We start from the raw sequence: 21,237 nt of genomic DNA, 5'->3' as shown, positions 1-21,237 counted from the left end.
CGCTGCGCAAGGGGCGCTAGGGGCTACGACACCATCCTTCGCCGCGTCAGATCGGCCTCGGCTCCGGCATCTGCGCGTAGAGACGTTCGATATCGGCGACATGCGCGAGCCCTGTCCCCGCCGACAACACCGCCGCCGAGCCGGCGGCCATGCCGAAGCGGAACGCCTCGATCTCGTCGCGACCCGTCAAGAGTGCATGAACCATGGCCGCGACGAAGCTGTCGCCCGCGCCCACCGCGCTCTGCGCCTCGATCTGGGGCGCCTCGCAGTAGCTGGGCCCCTCCTTGCGCGCGAGCACGGCGCCCTCGTGACCCATCGTGACCGCGACCAGTTCGGCTTTCCCGGTCCGGACGATCTCCATCGCCGCAGTGGCGATCTCCACGACGGTATCGAGCCGCCGGCCAAGACACTGCTCGAGCTCGCCGACGCTGGGCTTAACCAGTCGCAACCCGCCCGCCTCGATCCCCGCGCCCAGTGCGTCGCCTGAGGAATCGAGCACCACGTCGATCCCGCGCTTGCGCAACCGCTGCGTGGCGCGCGCATAGAAGTCGGCCGGTACGCCGCGCGGCAGCGAACCGGACAGCACCATCACGCCGCATTCGGCCTGTTCCAGCGCATCGAGGCAGCTCTGCCATTCCGCTTGCGCCACCAGCGGCCCTTCGGGCGTGAAGCGGTACTCCTTTCCGCTATCGTGTTCGAGCACCGCCGAGGCGATGCGGGTCGGCTGCGCGATGGCAATGCGCGTGCGCACCAGCTGGTGCAGGTCGATCAGGCCGTCGAGCGCGGGACCGGTCGCGCCGCCCGAAAGGTAGAAGCATCGCGCATTGCCGCCGAGGCGCACGAACACCCGAGCGACGTTGATGCCGCCGCCGCCGGGCGCATACGTCTCCTCCTGAGTGCGCATCTTGTGCGTGTGGCGCACTGTTCCGACTTCGTAAGCAACATCGATCGTCGGGTTCATCGTCAGCGTGGCGATGCTTTTCATGGCGGCGCGGGCACCTCTTTTGCGTTCGTCGGCAATTTGCGGGAACCGCGATAGGGCCAGCTATGCCGCAGCGCGTCAAGACCGGTGACCGCGCCCGAATGGCTTTCGCCTTGCGTCAGGCGGGCAGGCGCGTCGTCTTTGCGAACAGGCCCAGCAGCGAGGGGAAGGCGCGCAAAACGGTCATCGCCGCGCCACGCAGGGGCGGTGTCTCGCAGGCCCGCTGCAGCCGCATCGCCCGGCGGACTTGCGTTCCCGCCGCCTCCCGGACTGCGCGATGATAGTCCGAGGCGGAGCCTGCGGCGAGGCGGGTTTCGGCGGCGATCCGCGCGCTGCGCAGCGCGATCGCCATGCCGTCGCCGGTGAGCGAGGCGGTCATCGCCGCCTGGTCCCCCAGCCGCCACAATCCGGATGGCTCATCGGCCGGGCAGACATAGCCGTAAGGCAGATTGGCGATCGCCAGCGGCTTGGCGAAGAGCGGTTCGGCATCGGCGAGCCAGCGGGCCACGCCTTCCTCTTCCAGGGTCGCGGCGAGCAGGCGATCCCACTCGCCGCCGTGCGCCGCCAGGCGATCACTGCTGATCACGAGGCACAAGTTGGCGATGTCGGCGGCGACGCGTTGCAGCCCGGCATAGCCGCCGTCGAACAGCACGAGGTCGATCGCATCGGCGCGCGCGACATGGCGGGCGGGAAGCCGGAAATGCATCTTGAAGCCGACGTAACCCTCGCGCGTCGCGGGCCGGGCGCGCGGATGGCCGCGCAAGTCGTGCTTGCCGGTGGCGAGCAGGACCGCATCGGCCGGTATCTGCCCTTGCGATGTCTCGACCCCGTCAGCGTCCGCCCCGCGCACACGCACGCCTTCTTGTACGCGCGCGCCGTGTCGGGCGGCCTCTTCGAGAAGGCGCGCATCGAGGATCCGCCGGCTCAGTCCGCGCGCCACGAAAGGCAGGCGCGTTTCGGCATGGTGGTGACGGTGCCACAGTCGCACGCGATCGATTTTTACCGCGCCGAGCCGATCGAGATCGATGCCGAGCTCGTCGAGGTAGCCGCAGGCTTCGGTGCTGAGGAATTCGCCGCAGATCTTGTCATGCGGGCCCTCCTCACGCTCCAGCAAAGTTACCGGCGCCCCGCCGCGCGCCAATCGGATCGCCGCTGCCGCGCCAGCGAGGCCGCCGCCGACGATCACGGTTCCGCCGCTCACTTGCGACGCTCGACGCAATAGCGAAAAGGGAAATGCCAGCGGACGCGGGCCTGCTGCGGACCGATGCCCGCTTGTCGAAGATAGGCGCTCCAATCCGGCCGCCGGAAACTGCTCGCCACCGAAAGCGGACCGTCGTGACGCGTGAAATGATGCCAGCGCATCGCCGCCGCCAACGCGCGGAAACCGTGATACGCGATCGCGTGGCGATGCAAGTCGTTGACGAACCAGCCGAGCGTGGTGCGTGCTTCCATCCAGCTCAGGAATCGCACGATCTCGGCGTCGTCCATATGGTGCGTGACCAGCGAGGAAATCACCAGCGCTGGCGGATCATGATCGGGCCAGGCATAAGCGTCGCCCGTCAGGTAGGCGATGTCCGTATCGGGATCGCTCATCCCGATTGCGACCGGCTCACTGCGTGGGTTAAGATCGATGCCGACCAGTCGGGCGCGAAGTCCGGTTTTGGCCAGACGTCGCTCCAATGCGCGCAGCATGTCGCCCGCACCATAACCGACATCGAGCACGAGGGGCGGCGGGCCCGGCGGCGCGGCGCGCAACCGCTCTTCGACGAAGCGCAGCGTCGGCCCCCGGGCAAGTGTCAGCGTGTTGACCTGCGCAAGGTCCGCCATGCACGCGGCGTAGTCTTCGGGGGTGACGTCGCTGCCATCCATCAGTTCCGGCTCGGTCGCGCGGGCGGCAAACGAAACCATTGGGTCAGGCGATCGCGAAGCGGAAGGTCTCGGCGGCAAGGCCGGGCCCGAAGGCCATGGCCATGCCGTCCTGCGTCGTGCCGCTGCCCCCATGCTGGGCGAGCATGTCAGCCAACACGAACATCAGCGTGGCGGACGACATGTTGCCAAAGCGGCGCAGGACGCTGCGCGACGGGTGCAACGCTTCGGGCGGCAGCTCGAACCCCTTTTCGACCGCGTCGAGGATCGAGCGGCCGCCGGCATGGACCGCCCACAGATCGAAGTCCGACGTCTTGTGGCCCCGCAGCAGACCGGCATCGTCGTTGCGGACACGTTCGTGCTTCAGGGCGTCCGCGATCCGGATCGGCACTTGCCCGTCGAGATGCATGACGAAGCCATGGTCGCCGATGTGCCAGGTGATGAGGTCCTGCGAACCGTCGATCGCGGCGGCGCGGAAGTCGCCCAGCGCGATGCCTTTGGCTTCCGCAGTCACCAGCGCTGCGCTCGCGCCATCGGAAAAGAGCAGCATCGCCAGTAGTTTATCGACTTCCTGCGTTTCCTGCAGATGCAGCGTGCACAGCTCGACATTGACCACGAGGACACGGGCATCGGGTTCGGAGCGGACCGTATGGCGGGCGAGCCGCAACGCGTTCACCGCGGCATAACACCCCATGAAGCCCACGAGCGTGCGTTCTGCGGAAGCGGCGATCCCCGCGCGCCGAATGAGGATCTGATCGAGCCCCGGCGCGAGGAAGCCGGTGCAGCTGGCGACGATGACGTGGGTGATGTCGCGCGAGGCGATGTCGGGATCGAGCCGCTCGATGGCCTGCATCGCAAGATCCGGCGCGGCCTGGGCGTAGCGCTCCATGCGCCGCTTGGTCGTCGGAAAGTCGTCGGTGCGGTAGAACCGCTCGGGGTCAATCACTTCGCCTTCCGCGGTAATCCCGGCCTCGACGCACGAATAGCGGCTTTCGATGCCCGATCGCCTGGCCATGCGATCGTAGATGGCGCGGCTGCGGCGATCGGTCAGCATGTGACCGACGAGGCCGTTGAAAGCCTGGTGGACATCGTGGGGGGGAACGGCAGTGCCGATCGCGTTAATGTGGGCGGTGGTCACGCGGTGGCTGAATGCATGGTGGTTGGCTCCTTGGCCCCGCAAGTGCACATCATGCACCGCTTAGCAGTGCCTTGCAAACGGCCTCAGTGCCACCCTGTTCCAAAGTGAAGTGGCTCGCCGCGCGCCTTCAGGGGGCACGCGACGAGCCACGACTTTCCTCCCCAGGAAAGCGGTTTCGGTATTTCCGGTCGCGCGTCGCGTTGTTGGGTCGCGGCGCGCGCCGGAAAAGCCCGTCCCTGCGCGGGATGGCGCCGGGCGTTCAGTCAGCGCCGGATGGCGCTGCCAAGACGGTGATAGAGCGCAGAATACTTGGACGAGATCGGATCGTCCTCGTGCGCCTTGAGATAGAACAGGCAGGCTTCCTGCAGCAGCTTGAAGTCTTCGTTCGAAAGCACGGCCCGCGCGCGGGTCGGTTCGGCAGTTGCAGTCGCAGTGGTCATTTCAACGTCCTTTCCTTGTCGAGGGCCATCGGCCCATTCCCTCGCTTCGCTTCACGCGGCGAACTGGTTCCCCCAACCGCCTCAGGCGGCGAACTGGTTCCCCCAGCCGCCTCAGGCGGCGAACTGGTTCCCCCAGCCGCCTCAGGCGGCGAACTGGTTCATCGTGTTGTGCGCGCCGCCCGCCTTGAGTGCGGCTTCGCCGGCGAAGTATTCCTTGTGGTCGTCGCCGATGTCGGAGCCGGCCATGTTCTGGTGCTTCACGCAGGCGATGCCCTGGCGGATTTCCTCGCGCTGGACGTGCTTGACGTAGCCGAGCATGCCTTCCTCACCGAAGTAGCGCTTGGCGAGGTTGTCGGTGCTCAGCGCCGCGGTGTGGTAGGTCGGCAGGGTGATCAGGTGGTGGAAGATGCCCGCCTCGCGCGCCGCGTCCTTCTGGAAAGTGCGGATCCGCTCGTCGGCTTCCATCGCCAGATCGGTGCGATCGTAGTCCACGCTCATCAGCGTCGAACGATCGTATTCGCTCATGTCGCGGCCCGCTTCGGCCCAAGCGTCGTAGACCTGTTGGCGGAAGTTCAGCGTCCAGTTGAAGCTCGGGCTGTTGTTGTAGACGAGCTTGGCGTTGGGCATCACTTCGCGAATGCGGCGCACCATGCCGCCGATTTGGCCGATGTGCGGCTTTTCGGTCTCGATCCACAGCAGGTCCGCGCCGTTCTGCAGCGCATGGATGCAGTCGAGCACGCAGCGATCCTCGCCGGTTCCCTGGCGGAACTGGTAAAGGTTCGAGGGCAGGCGCTTGGGACGCATCAGCTTGCCGTCGCGGCTGATCAGTACGTCGCCGTGGCCGAGATGGGCCGGATCGACCTCGTCGCAATCGAGGAAGGCGTTGTACTGGTCGCCGATGTCGCCGGCTTCGCGGGTGAAGGCGATCTGCTTGGTCAGCCCCGCGCCGAGCGAGTCCGTGCGCGCGACGATCACGCCGTCATCGACGCCGAGCTCCATGAAGGCGTAGCGAACCGCGCGGATCTTGGCGATGAAGTCCTCGTGCGGCACGGTGACCTTGCCGTCCTGGTGGCCGCACTGCTTCTCGTCCGAAACCTGGTTCTCGATCTGGATGCAGCAGGCGCCCGCCTCGATGAACTTCTTGGCCAGCAGGTAGGTCGCTTCCGCATTGCCGAAGCCCGCGTCGATATCGGCGATGATCGGCACGATGTGCGTCTGGTAGGCGTCGATCTTGTGCAGCAGGCGATGGGTGTTGACCGCATCGCCCGCCGCCTTGGCGACGTCGAGGTCGCGGAACAGACCGCCCAGCTCGCGCGCGTCCGCCTGACGCAGAAAGGTGTAGAGCTCCTCGATCAGTGCAGGCACCGAGGTCTTCTCGTGCATCGACTGATCGGGCAGGGGGCCGAACTCGCTGCGCAGCGCCGCGACCATCCAGCCCGAAAGGTAGAGGTAACGGCCCTTGGTGGTGCCGAAGTGCTTCTTGATGGAGATCATCTTCTGCTGGCCGATGAAGCCGTGCCAGCAGCCGAGCGACTGGGTGTAGTTCACAGGATCGGCATCGTAAGCGGCCATGTCCTCGCGCATGATCTTCGCGGTGTAGCGCGCGATGTCGAGCCCGGTGCGGAAGCGGTTCTGCAGCCGCATGCGCGCGACCGATTCGGCCTCGATGCCGTTCCAGTTTGGTTCGGTGCCGATCGTGCGGCCGGCGTCGGTAATGGCTTGGCTATAGGTCACTTCACGAATTTCCTTGGCGAGGCGTTGGTGTCAGTGACCCGGATCTATGCCGGTCGATCGCGCACCGGAAGGCCGTGCGAGGTAGAGCTGTAAAGCTTTACAACAATTCCTTGTAAAGTTGTTGGATTGTGACAAGATGCGGCATGGCTGAAGCTCGTCCGCTGTATCTTGGGCCCCGTCTGCGGCGGTTGCGCCGCGAATTGGGGCTAACGCAACAAGTCATGGCGGACGATCTCGGCATTTCGGCGAGCTACGTCGCACTGCTCGAACGCAACCAGCGTCCGGTGACCGCGGACATGCTGCTGCGCCTCGCGAAGACCTACGGCCTCGATATCCAGGACATCGCTTCCGACGACGGCGATGCATACGCCAGGCGCATCTCGGAGATGCTGCGCGATCCGATTTTCTCGGGCATCGATCTGCCCCCGCTCGAGATTTCTGATCTCGCGATGAGCTTTCCCGGCGTATCGGAAGCGCTGTTGCGCCTGCACAGCGCGTACGAGCGAGAACATCGCGCTCTGGCGGAGACCCGGCTCTCCGGAAGCGCGTCCGAGGACAACGACCCCGTTCTCGAAGTGCAGCACTTCCTCGCCCGCAACCGCAACTATTTCGACGCGCTCGATACGCTGGCCGAGGCGCTCGCAACCGAGATCGCCAGCGAGGGCGGGGCGAAGTCCTGGCTCGCGGCCCAGGGCGTGCGCGTGCGCTATCTCCCGCCCGAGGTCATGCTCGATTCGCTGCGGCGCTTCGATCGGCACAACCAGCAACTGCTGATCGTCGACACGCTCGATGCGGCGAGCCGCTCGTTCCAGCTGGCCACGCACATTGTGCATTCGCGGCTTCGCTCGACCATCGCCGAGATCGTGCGCGAGGAAGGCTTTGGCAGCCAGACCGCCGAAACACTCGCCAAGCGCGCGCTTGCGGCGAACGCGGCCGGAGCCCTGGTCATGCCCTACGGTCGGTTCGTGCGCGCGGTCGAAGAACGGCGCTACGACATCGTCGCGCTCAGCCGCGTATTCGGCGCCAGCTTCGAACAAGTCGCGCATCGCCTGACGACGCTGAACCGCGAGGGGCGCGAGCAGGTTCCGTTCTTCTTCGTGCGCGTCGACGAGGCCGGCAACGTGTCCAAACGCAGCGACGGGGCGGGTTTTCCCTACGTCGCGCGCGGCGGTGGCTGCCCCTTATGGAACGTCCATTCCGCCTTCCGCTCGCCGGGCCGGATCGTGACCCAGTGGCTGGAACTGCCCGACGGTGCGCGCTTCTTCTCGATCGCCCGCACGGTCATCTCGGGCGGCGGCGGCTTCGGGCAGCCGGGCGTGATGCGCGCGGTCGCGATCGCTTGTGCCGCCGAGGAGGCGCATAAACTGATCTATGCCGATCCGAACCCGGGCGAGGACGCGTTCACGCCGATTGGTGTGACCTGCCGGCTGTGCAATCGCGCCGAATGCGTGGCGCGCTCGGCCCCGCCCATCGGCCGCGAAATCCTGTCCGACGACACGCGCCGATCGTTGCAGCCTTATGCGTTTGCAGAGACCTGATCGCTCGCGAGAGCGGGAGGGGATTGGCAGCAGCAGGCCTTCAAGAGCGGCCGATCAGGCGCCGAAGTTGAACTTCAAACGCACGCCGACCATCCGCGGCGGACCGTAGACCTTGTCCGCAATCCCCGAACTCGCATAGCCGCGGCCATTGCTGACTTCGACCAGCTCATTGGTCACGTTCGTCGCGAAGAGGGACACGTCGAACGGACTGTCGAAAACGCGCGTCCAGTCGAAGTTGAGATTGAGCAGATGGCTCGGGGCAATGCGGCCAACGGTTTCGAGCGGCGTGCCGATCACGGTCGTGTCGTTGAACTGCTCGGAGGTGTAAGTGTAGGTCGCGCCAAAGCCGATGTCGCCGAACTCGTCTGGAACGGGCAAGGCGACCCGGCCGGTCAGCGTGAGCCGGTGCTTAGGCGAAAGCAGCAGCGGATCGCCGACCGCTCCGCGCGGGATCGGATCGAGGAACGGGGCGTCCGGCGCCAGCTCCGGAATGGTCAGATTCTTGATCTTGGTATCGAGGTAGGCGTAGCCCGCCGATACGGTGAAGATGTCGATTGCGGTCACTGAGGCATCGACCTCGATGCCCTTCAGCGTGGTGCTCCCGGCATTGATGATGGCATTGCCGCCCACGAGCAGTCGCTGGAACTCCGGCTTCGGGATCGCCTGGGCGAAAACCTGCTGATCGGTGAAGTCGTTGTAGAACGCGGCCACGTCCAGATAGCCATTGAAGCGTCCGCCGCGGAACGACGCTTTCGCGCCGATTTCGAAAGCGTCGACCTTTTCCGGATCCCAAGTTTCGATCCCGGGAACGGTGAAGTTGATGCCGCCTTGACGATAGCCCCGCGCATACTTCGCATAGAGCAGGACATCGGGCGTCGGCTTGAAGTCGAGGTCGATCAGCCAGGTCGGCGCGTTCGAGGTGTTGGCGATCCTGGTGCGGCACTGGCCGAGATCGCCGCTGCCGTCACCGAAGGGCAGGGCAGCGATGTTGACGTTGGGATTGGTCAGCGGATCGTTGCACGTGATCGACACCGGAACCACCCCGAGCCCGGGAATGGTCACCAGGGTATAGTTCGCACTCTCGGAACGACCGACGATTTTATCGAAGGTCCAGCGTCCGCCGAGCGTGAGCGCGAGCCGGTCGGTGAAATTGACCGTGCCCTGGGCGAAGATGCCGTGATTGTCGAAATCGAACTTGGTGCGCGATTGCGAGATCACGCCGAAGCCGAGCGGAGTGGTGCAATCCAGCGTGCCGGGATCGTCGCAGTCCGCAAAGACCCCGGTGCGTTGCTGGTTCCATCCCAGCGGACGAGCGAATTCAAGATAGCCGCCCAGCACGCCGTTGAACGTGCCGTCGGCGCTTCGAAACCGGATCTGGAGCTCTTCGGTGATCGCCGACTGGTCGGCTGCGTTGTAGCCCGGCTGGGCGTCGAGTTGAATGTAGCCGAAGGGGGTGCCGGCCGGGGCCAGGCCGGGAATCGGCAGCGCCGCCAGCTTGTCGGAGATGAAGAAGTTGTCGCTGAAGAGCTGGAACGCGGCGTCTTCGGCGAACTCACCGTAGCTCGCGATGTTCTTGACCGTCAGCGTGTCGCTCGCCTGCCAGGTCGTCGTGTTGATGATTTGCCAGGTGCGCAGATGGATTTCGGGATCGAGCGCGCTCACTTCGACGTCGTAGGGACCATCTCCGCGAGCGGCTTGACGATCGATCTGGTCGCAGGCGGCCGTCGCCGTCGCAAAGCGGATGAAATTCACCGGTGACGCGTTGCGATCGCAGGCGATGTAGCGCGATGCGTAGCCGTTCGTCTTCGAGTTACTGTAAGTCGCGATCGTATAGTTTTCGAGCCTGGGCGTCAGATCCGCGACCATGCTGAACCGGACGTAATCGTAGTGAATGTCGTTGTAGGCATCGGGGCCGACACCGGCGCGGTTCTTCATGTACCCGTCGCGGCGATTGATGTCGGTCGCCAGGCGAATGCGGAAGGTGTCGGACAACGGCGCATTGAACGCTGCCTGGACGCGCTTCTGACCGTAGTTGCCGTAAGTGCCTTCGACATAGCCGCCGAGGTCATACGTCGGCTTTTGCGGCACCAGCAGCACTGCGCCGCCGGTGGTGTTGCGGCCGAACAGCGTTCCCGTCGGCCCCTTGAGCACCTGGACGTTCTGCAGATCGGTAAACGAGCCCGCGCCCACGGTATTACCCGAGGTGGTGCCGCCCGCCGCGCGTACGCCGACAGCATCAGCGAAGTAGACTCCCACGGTCGGCGCCGTCGGGCCTTCCTGAACGAAGCCGCGGATCGCGAAGGCCGCCTTTTCCGGGCCGAAGCGCTGGTCGACGGTAAGCGCTGGCGCATAGGTCGCGAGATCGGAAGCGACCGCGATATTGCGCTGTTGCAGCTGTTTCTGGTTGTAGACGGTGATCGCGATCGGCACGTCCTGCAGACGTTCTTCGGTCCGACGCGCGGTGACGATGATGTCGTCGATGTCGACCGTCTGCTGCGCCGCAGCCGGTGTGGCGAACGCGGTGATACCGGTGAGCGCGACGCCCACAAGCCGTCCGGTCTTCAGCCCTCTCGCCAGCATCACTCTCTTCTCTCTTCGCTCCATGTTTGTGGTTCTTGTCGATGCAGAGCGGACGCATCCTCGGCGCCTCGCGCCACAGTCTCATAAGCCAAAGGATTTTAGATGATCGTGGGTGCGGGATGCGATCGCCCAGTCACGAATTTCAACCCATCCTACCCCAGAGCATTGTTGCCCGTAGCATTGCGCACCTTACCGGCCCGTAAAGCCCGGGATCCCGAAAAAGCCCGGATCCCGAACCTCGATCGCGAAAACCGCGAGTGCCGAAGGCGATGAAGGCACGACGCCCGACTGAGGATCGTCACAAAAGCTTCGATGGGGATTGGGATAGGACGATCTCCCCAAGTATCGTCACTGCACCATGCATGCGTGCAGGTCCGGAGCCTGTCAAAGCCGCGCGGATGGTGGCATAGCGACACCATGCCGGAGCGATACGACGCGGTCGGGAAAAGCAGGAAAGTGGGCGTCGCGGTCGTGGTCGGCCTGCTTCACGTGGTCGTCATCGTTTTGCTGATTCGCGCCTTCACGCCGGATTTCGCCGCGCGCATCGCGCAAGATGTCGGTCGCGCGCTGACGGTGACTGTCACGACGCCGCCACCGACCCCCGAGCCCAGTCCGAAACCGTCGCCGAGCAAGGCCGCGCCGGAACCCGAAGCCGAAGCCGCACCACCGGGACGCCGGGCCAGGCCCAAGGAAGTCGCCGCTCCCGAAGCCAAAGTCGTCCTGGCGCAGCCCAAGGCGCCGCCGGTCGCGGCGAAAGGCAATGACGACGATGCGGGCGCCGCCGCGCAAGGCAGTGGAACCGGCGCGGGCGGCGAGGGCGACGGCACCGGGGCCGGCCGAGCAGGCAACGGCACCGGCGGGGGCGGCGTCGCGGCCAAGGCGGTCAAGATCGCCGGCAGTATCAATTCCGCGCGCGATTATCCCCGCGCCAGTCGCGATCGAAGGATCGGCAGCGATGTCGTGATTGCGCTGACCGTGGGAACCGATGGCCGGGTCGAGGATTGTCGGATTGTGCGCGCCAGCCCCGATCCCGAAGCCGACCGGATTACCTGTCGTCTCGCCAGCGATCGGTTCCGCTTCCGTCCGGCCAAAGATGCGGCGGGCCAACCGGTGCGGTCGACCTTCGGCTGGCGGCAACGCTGGTTTACCGCAGGGCAGAATTGACTATCAACGCCAAAGCCATCGAAGCGGGGCTGTCCCGCAGCGACTCTCATGAGGCAAGTGCTCTATGAACCCGATCGTTCCGGTGATCCTTTGCGGCGGCAGCGGCACGCGGCTGTGGCCACGTAGTCGGGCGGCGAAACCCAAGCCCTTCCTGCCGCTGGTCGGCGACAAGACCTTGTTCGAAGCGACGTTATCGCGGTGCCCGAGGAGCGGCGGCTTCGCCCCGCCGGTGGTGGTGACGGGGACTCGCCATCTCGATCATGTCGAGGCGCAGCTGGGGGCTGTGGAGGGCGCGCAGATCATCGTCGAGCCGGCGGCGCGCAACACCGCCGCGGCGATCGCGCTGGCGGCGCTGAGGCTGCCCGAGGACGCCGTGATGCTGGTCTGCCCGAGCGATCATCACATCGGCGATGCGGACGCTTTCGCCAGGGCCGCTTGCGCCGCAGCCGAGCTGGCCGGAGACGGCTGGCTCGTCTCCTTCGGGATCGAGGCGACCGAACCGGAGACCGGCTTCGGCTACCTCAAGCGCGGCGAGGCGATCGGCACCAAGGGCTATCGCACCGCGCGCTTCGTCGAAAAACCGGATCTGGACCGCGCACGGCAATTCCTGGCCGAAGGCGGATACGCCTGGAACGGGGGTATCTTCGCGTTTCGAGTCGGCGATTTCCTGGGCGAACTGGGCACTCACCGGCCCGGCATCCTCAAGGCGGTGCAAGCTGCGGTCGAGGCCGGCAAGAGCGATGGCCGCTCGTTCCATCCCGATGCCAAGCTGTTCTCCGAAGTGGAAAGCGATTCGGTCGATTACGCGGTGATGGAGAACACCCAGCGTGCGGCGATGGTGCCCGCCGACATGAACTGGTCCGACATTGGCAACTGGGTCGCGCTGCACGCGGCGATGGAGCGCGACGGCTCGGGCAATTTCGCGCGCGGGCCGGTCGAGCTGGTCGATTGCCGCAATGTCCTGGTCGACAGCGACGGGCCGCGCATCTCGGTGATCGGCCTCGAAGACGTGATCGTGGTGATCGACGGCAACGACGTGATGATCACCACCGCCGCCGGCGCGCAGAAGGTCGGCAAGCTTTCAGGCGCGGTGAACCAGTGAGGACGAAACGATGAGCGCGAGCCTCCCCACGCGTCAGGTCGCCAAGCCCTGGGGGCGCGACGTGCTGCCCGCGCCGTTCACGGCCCCGGCCGGAGAGCGGATCGGCGAAATCTGGTTCGAGCCGCCGCCCGAACTGCCCCAGCTGCTGGTCAAGTACATCTTCACCAGCGAGGCGCTGTCGGTGCAAGTGCACCCGTCGGACGCCGAAACCGTCGCGGCGGGGCTCGGCAAGCAGGGCAAGGAAGAATGCTGGCTGATCATCGATGCCGAGTCCGATGCGAAGCTCGGTATCGGCTTCGATGCCTCGCTTTCGGCCGAGGCGATGCGCGCGGCGGCGACCGACGGCAGCATCGAGCAGCTCATGACCTGGCACTCGGTGCGGCCGGGCGATTTCTTCTACATTCCCGCCGGCACCGTCCACGCGATCGGCGCGGGCGTGAGCCTGATCGAAGTGCAGCAGAACAGCGACATCACCTACCGCCTCTACGACTACGGCCGCCCGCGCGAGCTTCATCTGGAAGACGGTGTCGCGGTCGCGCACGGCGAGGCCTATCCCGACGGCTGCCGTCAGCACATACCGGCGAACGGCAGTCACGTGCTGGTCGATGGCCCGCTGTTCCGGCTCGATCAGGTCGAAGGCGTACCGTGGCCCGACGTCGCGGCCCGCTACGACGGTCGGCTGCTGGTGATCCCCCGCGAGGGACCCGTCCACGTCGCGGGCGCCGAAGTCGCGCCGGGCGGCTGCGCGCTGGCGATGTCGCTCGATGAGGTCGAATTCGCGCAGTACGGCGTCTGCCTGCTGGCACGGCCGCTCGCCGGTTGAACGTCACGAGCAGGAGCCCCCGCGCATGATTGCGCAAACCATTCAGCTCGCGCTGGCGCCAGTGTTCATGCTGGTGGCGATCGGCAACATCCTCAATTTGCTGTCGACGCGGCTCAGCCGCATCGTCGATCGCGCGCGCACGCTGCAGGAACGGCACACGACCACCAGCGGCACCGAGCATGACGTGGTGGTTCAGGAGATCCGTCTCGTCGATGCCCGCATCGGCCTCGTGACGCGCGCGATCCGGCTTCTCGTCACGAGCGGCCTGTTCATCGGCCTGACCGTGGGTTTCCTGTTCGTGGAGGAAATGGCGCATGTGCCGCTGCAGCTTCCCGCCGCTGCGACCTTCCTGATCGCGCTCGCCTTGCTGATGGTCGGGCTGGTGCTGTTCCTGCGCGAGACGCGGATTTCGGCCGCAGCGCTGCGCATTCCACGCGATCTGCTCGAGCTCGAACGCGACATATAGGGCTGAGGACCGGGCGCGCTGTCTCCGTGCCCCCGGTCCTCGGATTGCTATCAGGCGGCCAGCTTGATCGGTTCGATCTCGCCCGAAAGGTAGAGCTTCTTGGCCTTGGCGCGGCTGAGCTTGCCCGAGCTGGTGCGCGGCAGGCTCTTGGGCGGGATCAGTTCGACCACGCAGTTCATGCCGGTTATCGAACGCACCTTGTCGCGGATCTGGTCGCGCAGCGCGAGCCGCTTGTCGGGATCGGAGACGCGGCAATGCACCAGAACCGCGGGCGTTTCCTCGCCATTGTCCATTTCGATCGAGAACGCGGCGATGTCGCCATGGTTGAAGCCGGGAAGCTGCTCCACCGCCCATTCGATGTCCTGCGGCCAGTGGTTCTTGCCGTTGATGATGATCATGTCCTTGGCGCGGCCGACGATGAACAAGTAGCCATCGACCATGTAGCCCATGTCACCGGTGTCGAGCCAACCGTCGACCATGCATTCCGCGGTCGCTTCGGGGTCGCGGAAGTAGGAGTGCATCACGCTCTGGCCCTGGCACCAGACTTTGCCGATCTGGTGATCCTTGAGGCGCTTGCCGTTCTCGCCGCGGATTTCGACGGTCATGTCGCGCACCGGCTTGCCGCAATTGACGATCGCGCGGTAGCGGGCAGGGCGCGACAAGTCGCGCGGGCGGCCCGAAAGCCGCTCTTCCTCGACCAGCTCGACGCGAATGCCTTCGCCCGGCGGCATGATCGTGACCGCCAGCGTCGCTTCGGCGAGGCCATAGCTCGGCAGGAAGGCGCTCGCCTTGAAGCCGGCATCGGCAAAGGCGTTGACGAAGTTCTGCATCACGTCGGGCCGGATCATGTCGGCGCCGTTGCCCGCGAGCCGCCAGCGCGACAAGTCGAACCGGTCGGTAACCGGGCTCTGGCTGGAAATGCGGCGCGCGCAGATGTCGTAGCCGAACGTCGGCGAATAGGAGATCGAGGTGCCCTCGTTGCGCGTGATCAGGTCGAGCCACGCCAAGGGGCGGCGCGCGAAGTCCTCGGTGCGCAAGTAGTCGCCCGAAACCTGATTGGCGATCAGCGAGAGGAAGCAGCCGACCAGCCCCATGTCGTGGTACCAGGGCAGCCAGGAGATGCAGCGATCGCCATCTTCCAGCTGCATGCCGTGGCTATGGCTGGCGAGGTTCGACAGCAGCGAGCGGTGGGTGACCGCGACCCCGTGCGGAAACCGCGTCGAACCGCTGGAATACTGGAGGTAGCAGATGTCGTCGGGCTGTGCCTCGGGCAGATCGCAAGGCGCGGCGTCGCGCGCGGCGAAATCCGCCCAGGTGGCGTGCTTGCAGCCCTGGCGTTCGGCCGCGGCGGTCGTCAGCGCGGCGATCTCGTCCGGCCCGACGAGCAGCACCGGATCGGAGCTCGCGAGCTGAACCGAAAGCTGCTCGATATAGTTGTCGCGACCGCCGAAGCTGGTCGGCAACGGCAGCGGCACCGGCCAGGCGCCGGCATAGATCGCGCCGCAGAACAGCGCGGCGAAATCGGCACCGGTCTCGGCGATCAACGCGATCCGGTCGTCCTTGCGCACGCCGCGCGCGATGAGCGCATAAGCGATCGCCAGCGCGTCCTCGCGCAATTCCGAATAGGGATAGACCCGCTGCAGCGCGCCGCGCGGATCGTGAAAATTGAACCCGCGTTTTCCCCGCGCGGCATAATCCAGTGCCTCGCCGAAGGTCGCGAAGTCCGCCATGCGTCGGGGGAGCGTATCGCCATTAGGCGTCGCGACGAGAGGCCCGGCCGTGTTCGGCACCAGCTTCAAGGTGTCGGTCATTCGCAATAATCCGTTGTTATTGTTCGTTTTTACCCGCGTAACCCGTCCCGGTCTATTCGTGCTTTCCTGAACCGGACTTTGACATTGCGTTCACCCTCTTTTCCTAACTCTCCCCAATCGATGCCGAGTGTGGCACGAATAGGGCAGATGGTTCGCACTCCACGCCCCACCCCCAAGCCGCTCACCGAGGCCAAGCTCGAGGAACTGGCGCTCGCCTATGTCGCCAAGTTCGCGACGACGCGAGCGAAACTCGAAGATTATCTGCGGCGCAAGTTGCGCGAGCGCGGCTGGGAGGGCGAACTTGCGCCGCGCCCGGATGCGCTGTGCGAGCGCTTCGCCGAAGCCGGATACGTCGACGATGAGGCATGGGCGCGCATGAAGGCGGGCAGCCTCCTGCGCCGTGGCTATGGCGGACGGCGCGTCTCCCAGGCGCTCCATGCCGCCGGGATCGAAGCCGAAGTGCGCGAGGATGTGGCGCCCGGGGCCGGCGCGGCGCGTCGGGCGGCACTGGCGCTGGCGCAGCGCCGCCGCTTCGGTCCATGGGGACGCGCGGCAGTCGATCGCGCGATTCGCGAAAAACAGCTCGCGGCGATGCTGCGCGCCGGCCACGCGCTCGACATTGCGCGCGAAATCGTCGATGCGACCGATCCGCTCGCGCTCGAAGAATGGGCCGAGTCTGCCGACGGAGACGAATGATGCGCCTGTACGCCAAGCGCCTGCCCCGCAAGTGCCTTCCCGCCACTGCCTGCCTGCTGGCTCTCGCGCTGGCCGCCTGTTCTTCGAATGCGAGCGGCAACGCCGCGGCAAATTCGTCACCGGCGGAAACCACGCAAGTAGCGGTCCATCCCGAATCCGGACTGAAGGTCGTCCCGCTCACGATCCGTTCGGGCAACAAGGTCCACACCTTCCGCGTCGAACTGGCGCGCACGCCCGCCGAGCAAGCCAAGGGGCTGATGTTCCGCACCGCGATGGGGCCGGACGAGGGCATGATCTTCCCGATGTCGCCGCCGCGCGTCGCCAGTTTCTGGATGCGCAACACCGTGATCCCGCTCGATCTCTTGTTCGTCGGACCCGACGGCCGCGTGATCAACATCGCGGCGAACGCGGTGCCGTATGACGAGAGCCAGCTCAAGGCCGAGGGGCTGACCGGCGCCGTGCTCGAACTGAACGGCGGCCGCGCGGCGGAACTGGGGATCAAGCCGGGCGATCTGGTCACATGGACCGCGCCCGGCGAATGAGCATGGGCCAAATGACCATGGGGTTGCCGTGTCGGACCGGCTTGGCATGAGGCCGGAACCCGGCTAACGCGCGGGGCATGGGAATTCTCGGCAAGATCTTCACCTGGTGGGACGGCGCCACGATCGGCACGTCGCTCTGGAGCTCGCGTAACGGCGAGCACGTCGGCACCGACGCGCAGGGCAACAAGTACTATCGCTCCAAGAGCGACAAGATCACCACGACCGAAGGCTATGAACGCCGCTGGGTGATCTATGCGGGCGCCAACGACGCCAGCAACGTTCCCGGCGAGTGGCACGGCTGGCTGCACCACAGCTACGACGGCGTGCCCGAAAGCCACTTGCCGCCGCCCCGGATCTGGGAAGTCGACTACACGCCCAACGCGACCGGCACGGCCGGTGCCTACCTGCCTAAGGGCGCGCTCGATCGCGGCGGTCAGCGCGCGAGCGCGACCGGCGACTACGAAGCCTGGTCTCCGGACGCCTGACCAGCGTGGGCTTGCGGCGAATGCGGACCGGCGGCGTAGCCGTACTCGCGCTGGCCGCGATCCTGTCGGGCTGCGGCGGCGAGCCGCCCGAACCCGCGCCCGAGGATACCGGCGTGCCCACCGCGATCGCGCCCGCCGTCAAGGCGCCGCCTGCAGCCAAGGGCGAAACCGTCGGCACGCCGATGAAGGACCGCGTCGCCACGATCGGCGTGCTCAACAAGCGCAACAATCTCGAGCAGGACCTCGAGATGAAGCCCGGCGAATCGCGCCGTCTCGGCAATCTCGTGGTGCGCATGGCGGCTTGCGAGAAGACCGCGCCGTGGGAACGGCCCGAGGAAGAAGGCGCCTTCGTCCAGGTCTTCGTGGAGGAACGCGCCAACGTTCAGGAAGAGCTGGCCTGGCACAAAGTCTTTTCGGGTTGGCTCTTTGCCAAGTCGCCGGCGCTCAACGTTGTCGAGCACCCGATCTACGACGTCTGGGTCAAGCGCTGCGCGATGAGCTTTCCTGGCGAAGAGGATAGCCCCTCCGACGATGCCTCCGACAAAAGCGAAGCATAAGCCTCGGGCAGCGGCAGCGGATCGCGCCGCGCGCCTTTCCCGGCGCTTGCTAACGTGTCGTCCTGCGCCGCGCGCAGCAGCCCGAGGTAGCGTTTCTGGCTGATCTCGGTGGCTCCGAGCGAGGAGAGGTGTTCGGTCATGAACTGGCAGTCGAGCACGCTTGCCCCGCCTTCGCGCAGCGCCGCGACCAGCCAGGCCAGCGCCACTTTCGAGGCATCGCTAGCGCGCGAGAACATGCTCTCGCCGCAAAAGGCCCGGTCGAACTGCACGCCGTAGAGCCCGCCCACGAGCCGCTCGCCGCCGTCGGGCGAATCGGCCCAGCACTCGATCGAATGGGCATGGCCGAGCGCGTTGAGCCGTTCGTAGCTGTCCTGGATGCGGTGGCTGATCCAGCTTTCGCTTTCCCCTTCGCGCGGTGCGGCGCAGGCCTCCATCACTGCCGAGAACGCGTGGTTGCAGGTGACGCGATAGCGCCCGCGCCGCAGCGTGCGCGCCAGCGAGCGGGACAGATGGAACCCGTCCAGCGGCAGGATCGCGCGGATTCGCGGCTCGATCCAGAAGATGTCCGGGTCGTCGCGGCGGTCGGACATCGGAAAGATCCCGCTGCGATACGCGAGCATGAGCAGTTGCGGCTCGATCGGCGGCAGAGTCGCGGGGGCGTGCATCGGCTGGCTGTAGCAAATCGCGCGGCGCTCGAATATGATGTACGGCTTCACTTGTATTCCGCCGCATCTGCCTCTAGAGGCACCGGCGCCTGCAGGAGTGTAGCTCAGTTGGTAGAGCATCGGTCTCCAAAACCGAGGGCCGCGGGTTCGAATCCTGCCACTCCTGCCAATTTCCCGCCCCGTTCGAGAACCTGAGCCTCCATGCACGGTTCGGCCCAGCCCGAAATCAGCGAGAAAGCCCGCTTCCAGTTCCGGCACCGGAGCGATGGCTTGTGGCTGGGTCTGGCGCTGTCGCTGCTGGCGTGCCTGCCGGTGCTCGTCGCGTCTTCGCCGCAGATGACGGACTACCCCTCGCACCTCGCGGGGTTTCGCATCATGCTCGAGCACGCGAGCGATCCCTGGCTGGCGCGCTACTACGACTTCGCCTGGCACTGGACGGGCAACCTCGGCGCCGAGCTGCTGGTGGTGCCCCTGGCCGCGCTGTTCGGCATCGAGAGCGCCTCGCGGCTCGTCGTGGTGCTGATCCCGCTGCTGACGGGGCTGGGCATCGTCACCGTCGCCAAGGCGCTACGCGGCTATGTCAGCCTCGGCGCGGTGCTGGCCTTCTCGATGATCTGGTCGCCTTCACTGCTGCTCGGGTTCCTCAATTTCTCGCTGTCGCTCGCGCTCGCGCTGTTCGCCTTTGCCGGCTGGGTGAAGCTGGAGGGCAGGGCCTGGCGCCCGCTGGTGTTCATTCCCGCCAGCTTCGTGGTGTGGATCTGCCACGTCTCGGGCTGGGGCGTGCTGGGCATCATGGTGTTCGGCTACGAATGGCATCGCCGGCGCGACTGGACCGCGTTTCTCGCGCCCTGGCCGCTGATCTTCCCGATGGTGCCGATGCTGCTCGGCATGGGGAGCAACACCAAGATGGGCTACGGGCACTACGTCCTTAGCTACAAGTGGATGATCCTCTACAAGTCGATGCGCAGCCACTTCCAGACGCTCGACATCGCCAGCCTGATCGCGGTCGTCGCCGTGCTCGTCTGGGCCTTGTGGAAGCGCCGGATCGACGGTCGCCTCGGCTGGGCGGCGCTGCTCGTGTTCGGCCTCACGCTGGCGATGCCGCGCAACATCTTCGGTGGCGACTATGCCGACTATCGCCTGGCGACGACCGCGCTGCTGCTTGCCTGCCTCGCGATCGACTGGCGAGTGCCGCGCTGGGGCCTGGCGCTCGCCGCGGCGCTGTTCCTCGGCCGCCTCGCCGTCACCACCGGCGTCTGGTACCAGGACGGGCAGACGTCGCAGCGCATGCTCGGCGCGCTCGATTACGTGCCCGAAGGCGCCCGCGTGGCGACCGCGGTGGCGATCCCGCGCCAGCAGTGGCGCTTCGGCCCATTCGAGCATCTCGGCAGCTATGCGGTGGTGCGCAACAGCGCCAAGGAGAACTCGAACTTCGCGCTGCCCGACGTGCACATGCTCTCGATGCGCGACACCCGGTTCTGGTTCGCCGATCCGATGCAGCGGGTGATGTATTCGCCCGGCCAGAAGATCGACTTGCGCAAATTCCGCCCCGCGCGCCATGCCGACTACCTCTGGTTCATCGGCACCGTCCACCCGGTCGCGCTTCCCGATGGCGCGCGCGTCCTTTACGCCACGCCCAACTCGTTCCTCGCCCGGCTTGCAAATCCGGCGCAAGAGCGCTAATTCGCGCAACTCTTCCGACAGAAGGATCCTCGAAGCCCCTCCCGGCCCCGGCCGGGACGGCGATGAGCCCTAGGCGGAAGCGACGTGAAACGGTCCAAGGCGAAAGACGCGAAACATGGCCAAGACGAATCCCGGTGAGTTCCTGCGCCAGGTCCGCACCGAGGCATCGAAGATCCACTGGCCCAGCCGCCAGGAAACGGTGACCACGGCGATCTTCGTCGGGATCATGATGGTGATCCTCGCGGTGTTTTTCCTCGGCATCGATTCGCTGTTCGGCATGATCGTGCAGTGGCTGCTCACGCTGATCTGACCGGTTCGAGATTTCCGCGCGCAAGCGCAGGCTTTTAGGCACGCAAGGTAGAAGACGACATGGCCCGCTGGTACATCATTCACGCTTATTCCGGCTTCGAGAACAAGGTGAAGGAAGCGATTCTCGCCGAGGCCGAGCGCATCGGCCTGTCGCAGCTCGTCGAGGAAGTCGAAGTCCCGGCCGAGACGGTGACCGAGGTCAAGCGCGGCAAGAAGGTCCAGGTCGAGCGCAAGACGATGCCCGGCTACGTGCTCGCCAAGCTGACGCTGAACGACGACGTCTACCACCTCGTCAAGAACACCCCCAAGGTGACCGGCTTCCTGGGCTCCAACAACAAGCCGCAGCCGATCAGTGAATCGGACGCCGCGCGCTACTTCGGCGCCGCCGAAGCCGCCGCTTCCGCGCCCAAGAAGCAGATCAACATCGATTACGAGATCGGCGATTCGGTCAAAGTGCTCGACGGGCCCTTCGCGAGCTTCAACGGCATCGTCGAGGAACTCGATTTCGACAAGAGCAAGGTCAAGGTCTCGGTCTCGATCTTCGGCCGCGCCACGCCGGTCGAACTGGACTTCGAGCAAGTCGAACTCTCGAAGTAACCTTCGGGCTGCTTGCCCGCCCGCGCGGTGCCTGGCCTTCGACAGGCTCAGGCCGAGCG

At 65.9% G+C, this 21,237-nt stretch carries 21 protein-coding genes and 1 tRNA gene; 13 read left to right on the top strand and 9 right to left on the bottom strand.

Translation table 11 applies throughout. The annotated features are described in order from the left end of the window. Positions 1-46 precede the first annotated feature (46 nt). From GQO94_RS04575 to GQO94_RS04555, 6 genes are all read right to left on the bottom strand, one after another. On the bottom strand, positions 47-985 hold the full coding sequence (locus GQO94_RS04575; RefSeq protein WP_156839985.1) for a 1-phosphofructokinase family hexose kinase: 939 nt from the start codon (positions 983-985) through the stop codon (positions 47-49). A 115-nt stretch (positions 986-1,100) separates the two neighbouring features. Then, positions 1,101-2,183: an NAD(P)/FAD-dependent oxidoreductase gene (locus GQO94_RS04570; RefSeq protein ID WP_232332773.1), complete on the bottom strand. Its 1,083-nt coding sequence runs from the start codon at positions 2,181-2,183 to the stop codon at positions 1,101-1,103. Next, entirely contained in the window at positions 2,180-2,890 is a 711-nt protein-coding gene (locus GQO94_RS04565) for a methyltransferase domain-containing protein (protein ID WP_156839983.1), read from the bottom strand. The genes GQO94_RS04570 and GQO94_RS04565 overlap by 4 nt, the downstream gene beginning before the upstream one ends. 4 nt (positions 2,891-2,894) lie before the next feature. After that, entirely contained in the window at positions 2,895-3,986 is a 1,092-nt protein-coding gene (locus GQO94_RS04560) for a type III polyketide synthase (protein WP_156839982.1), read from the bottom strand. Positions 3,987-4,249: 263 nt separating this feature from the next. Then, complete coding sequence (locus tag GQO94_RS20750) at positions 4,250-4,426, bottom strand: hypothetical protein (protein ID WP_198045793.1); 177 nt, start codon at positions 4,424-4,426, stop codon at positions 4,250-4,252. A 141-nt stretch (positions 4,427-4,567) separates the two neighbouring features. Further along, the gene (locus GQO94_RS04555; protein WP_156839980.1) at positions 4,568-6,160 is read right to left on the bottom strand and encodes an isocitrate lyase; all 1,593 of its coding nucleotides are present in this window, start codon (positions 6,158-6,160) and stop codon (positions 4,568-4,570) included. Between the two features lie 143 nt (positions 6,161-6,303). Here GQO94_RS04555 and GQO94_RS04550 point away from each other — a divergent pair, with 143 nt between their 5' ends. After that, positions 6,304-7,698 (top strand): helix-turn-helix domain-containing protein, encoded by a 1,395-nt coding sequence (locus tag GQO94_RS04550; protein ID WP_156839978.1) that lies wholly within the window; start codon positions 6,304-6,306, stop codon positions 7,696-7,698. Positions 7,699-7,752: 54 nt separating this feature from the next. Here the strand turns inward: GQO94_RS04550 and GQO94_RS04545 are convergent, their stop codons facing one another. Then, complete coding sequence (locus GQO94_RS04545) at positions 7,753-10,278, bottom strand: TonB-dependent receptor (protein WP_156840183.1); 2,526 nt, start codon at positions 10,276-10,278, stop codon at positions 7,753-7,755. Positions 10,279-10,695: 417 nt separating this feature from the next. Between GQO94_RS04545 and GQO94_RS04540 the strand changes: the two genes are divergently transcribed. From GQO94_RS04540 to GQO94_RS04525, 4 genes are all read left to right on the top strand, one after another. Further along, positions 10,696-11,442, top strand: a complete 747-nt coding sequence (locus GQO94_RS04540; RefSeq protein ID WP_156839977.1) for a TonB family protein — start codon at positions 10,696-10,698, stop codon at positions 11,440-11,442. A gap of 64 nt (positions 11,443-11,506) precedes the next feature. Beyond that, complete coding sequence (locus tag GQO94_RS04535; RefSeq protein WP_156839975.1) at positions 11,507-12,544, top strand: mannose-1-phosphate guanylyltransferase; 1,038 nt, start codon at positions 11,507-11,509, stop codon at positions 12,542-12,544. A gap of 10 nt (positions 12,545-12,554) precedes the next feature. Continuing rightward, complete coding sequence (locus tag GQO94_RS04530) at positions 12,555-13,367, top strand: class I mannose-6-phosphate isomerase (RefSeq protein ID WP_156839974.1); 813 nt, start codon at positions 12,555-12,557, stop codon at positions 13,365-13,367. 25 nt (positions 13,368-13,392) lie between these two features. Next, complete coding sequence (locus GQO94_RS04525) at positions 13,393-13,833, top strand: DUF2721 domain-containing protein (RefSeq protein WP_156839972.1); 441 nt, start codon at positions 13,393-13,395, stop codon at positions 13,831-13,833. 50 nt (positions 13,834-13,883) lie between these two features. On the opposite strand, the gene GQO94_RS04520 is transcribed toward GQO94_RS04525, so the two are convergent. Continuing rightward, positions 13,884-15,644, bottom strand: a complete 1,761-nt coding sequence (locus GQO94_RS04520) for a fatty acyl-AMP ligase (protein ID WP_156839971.1) — start codon at positions 15,642-15,644, stop codon at positions 13,884-13,886. 147 nt (positions 15,645-15,791) lie between these two features. On the opposite strand from GQO94_RS04520, the gene GQO94_RS04515 reads away from it, so the two are divergent. The 4 genes from GQO94_RS04515 to GQO94_RS04500 all read left to right on the top strand — a co-directional run bounded on the left by GQO94_RS04515 (position 15,792) and on the right by GQO94_RS04500 (position 17,924). Continuing rightward, positions 15,792-16,340 carry a regulatory protein RecX gene (locus GQO94_RS04515; RefSeq protein WP_156839970.1) on the top strand — a complete coding sequence of 183 codons (549 nt, stop codon included), beginning with the start codon at positions 15,792-15,794 and terminating at the stop codon, positions 16,338-16,340. Then, the gene (locus GQO94_RS04510; RefSeq protein WP_156840182.1) at positions 16,340-16,882 is read left to right on the top strand and encodes a DUF192 domain-containing protein; all 543 of its coding nucleotides are present in this window, start codon (positions 16,340-16,342) and stop codon (positions 16,880-16,882) included. The genes GQO94_RS04515 and GQO94_RS04510 overlap by 1 nt, the downstream gene beginning before the upstream one ends. A 77-nt stretch (positions 16,883-16,959) precedes the next feature. After that, entirely contained in the window at positions 16,960-17,367 is a 408-nt protein-coding gene (locus GQO94_RS04505; protein WP_156839969.1) for an NADH:ubiquinone oxidoreductase subunit NDUFA12, read from the top strand. A gap of 20 nt (positions 17,368-17,387) precedes the next feature. Beyond that, entirely contained in the window at positions 17,388-17,924 is a 537-nt protein-coding gene (locus tag GQO94_RS04500; RefSeq protein WP_156839968.1) for a DUF2155 domain-containing protein, read from the top strand. On the opposite strand, the gene aat is transcribed toward GQO94_RS04500, so the two are convergent. Continuing rightward, complete coding sequence (gene aat, locus GQO94_RS04495) at positions 17,834-18,640, bottom strand: leucyl/phenylalanyl-tRNA--protein transferase (protein ID WP_198045792.1); 807 nt, start codon at positions 18,638-18,640, stop codon at positions 17,834-17,836. The two genes, GQO94_RS04500 and aat, sit on opposite strands and share 91 nt — an antisense overlap. A gap of 42 nt (positions 18,641-18,682) precedes the next feature. Here aat and GQO94_RS04490 point away from each other — a divergent pair. The 4 genes from GQO94_RS04490 to nusG all read left to right on the top strand — a co-directional run bounded on the left by GQO94_RS04490 (position 18,683) and on the right by nusG (position 21,178). Further along, a tRNA-Trp gene (locus tag GQO94_RS04490) sits at positions 18,683-18,758 on the top strand. 32 nt (positions 18,759-18,790) lie between these two features. Then, the gene (locus tag GQO94_RS04485) at positions 18,791-20,272 is read left to right on the top strand and encodes a hypothetical protein (RefSeq protein WP_156839965.1); all 1,482 of its coding nucleotides are present in this window, start codon (positions 18,791-18,793) and stop codon (positions 20,270-20,272) included. Positions 20,273-20,387: 115 nt separating this feature from the next. After that, positions 20,388-20,582, top strand: a complete 195-nt coding sequence (secE, locus tag GQO94_RS04480; RefSeq protein WP_156839964.1) for a preprotein translocase subunit SecE — start codon at positions 20,388-20,390, stop codon at positions 20,580-20,582. Between the two features lie 59 nt (positions 20,583-20,641). Then, positions 20,642-21,178 carry a transcription termination/antitermination protein NusG gene (nusG, locus tag GQO94_RS04475; protein ID WP_156839963.1) on the top strand — a complete coding sequence of 179 codons (537 nt, stop codon included), beginning with the start codon at positions 20,642-20,644 and terminating at the stop codon, positions 21,176-21,178. Positions 21,179-21,237: the final 59 nt, after the last annotated feature.

This window comes from Novosphingobium aquimarinum, assembly GCF_009746585.1.
Taxonomy (GTDB): domain Bacteria; phylum Pseudomonadota; class Alphaproteobacteria; order Sphingomonadales; family Sphingomonadaceae; genus Novosphingobium; species Novosphingobium aquimarinum.
The sequence above is the reverse complement of the archived record's forward strand: the minus strand, read 5'-3'. Positions and strand labels throughout refer to the sequence as shown.

What these genes read in the sequence shown, in the direction of transcription:
- GQO94_RS04575 (WP_156839985.1), bottom strand. Translation starts at nt 985, where the DNA reads ATGAAAAGCATCGCCACGCTGACGATGAACCCGACGATCGATGTTGCT.
- GQO94_RS20750 (WP_198045793.1), bottom strand. Translation starts at nt 4,426, where the DNA reads ATGACCACTGCGACTGCAACTGCCGAACCGACCCGCGCGCGGGCCGTG.
- GQO94_RS04550 (WP_156839978.1), top strand. Translation starts at nt 6,304, where the DNA reads ATGGCTGAAGCTCGTCCGCTGTATCTTGGGCCCCGTCTGCGGCGGTTG.
- GQO94_RS04525 (WP_156839972.1), top strand. Translation starts at nt 13,393, where the DNA reads ATGATTGCGCAAACCATTCAGCTCGCGCTGGCGCCAGTGTTCATGCTG.
- GQO94_RS04505 (WP_156839969.1), top strand. Translation starts at nt 16,960, where the DNA reads ATGGGAATTCTCGGCAAGATCTTCACCTGGTGGGACGGCGCCACGATC.
- GQO94_RS04515 (WP_156839970.1), top strand. Translation starts at nt 15,792, where the DNA reads ATGGTTCGCACTCCACGCCCCACCCCCAAGCCGCTCACCGAGGCCAAG.
- GQO94_RS04535 (WP_156839975.1), top strand. Translation starts at nt 11,507, where the DNA reads ATGAACCCGATCGTTCCGGTGATCCTTTGCGGCGGCAGCGGCACGCGG.
- GQO94_RS04530 (WP_156839974.1), top strand. Translation starts at nt 12,555, where the DNA reads ATGAGCGCGAGCCTCCCCACGCGTCAGGTCGCCAAGCCCTGGGGGCGC.
- GQO94_RS04520 (WP_156839971.1), bottom strand. Translation starts at nt 15,644, where the DNA reads ATGACCGACACCTTGAAGCTGGTGCCGAACACGGCCGGGCCTCTCGTC.
- nusG (WP_156839963.1), top strand. Translation starts at nt 20,642, where the DNA reads ATGGCCCGCTGGTACATCATTCACGCTTATTCCGGCTTCGAGAACAAG.
- GQO94_RS04565 (WP_156839983.1), bottom strand. Translation starts at nt 2,890, where the DNA reads ATGGTTTCGTTTGCCGCCCGCGCGACCGAGCCGGAACTGATGGATGGC.
- GQO94_RS04510 (WP_156840182.1), top strand. Translation starts at nt 16,340, where the DNA reads ATGCGCCTGTACGCCAAGCGCCTGCCCCGCAAGTGCCTTCCCGCCACT.
- GQO94_RS04545 (WP_156840183.1), bottom strand. Translation starts at nt 10,278, where the DNA reads ATGCTGGCGAGAGGGCTGAAGACCGGACGGCTTGTGGGCGTCGCGCTC.
- GQO94_RS04485 (WP_156839965.1), top strand. Translation starts at nt 18,791, where the DNA reads ATGCACGGTTCGGCCCAGCCCGAAATCAGCGAGAAAGCCCGCTTCCAG.
- GQO94_RS04500 (WP_156839968.1), top strand. Translation starts at nt 17,388, where the DNA reads ATGCGGACCGGCGGCGTAGCCGTACTCGCGCTGGCCGCGATCCTGTCG.
- secE (WP_156839964.1), top strand. Translation starts at nt 20,388, where the DNA reads ATGGCCAAGACGAATCCCGGTGAGTTCCTGCGCCAGGTCCGCACCGAG.
- GQO94_RS04540 (WP_156839977.1), top strand. Translation starts at nt 10,696, where the DNA reads ATGCCGGAGCGATACGACGCGGTCGGGAAAAGCAGGAAAGTGGGCGTC.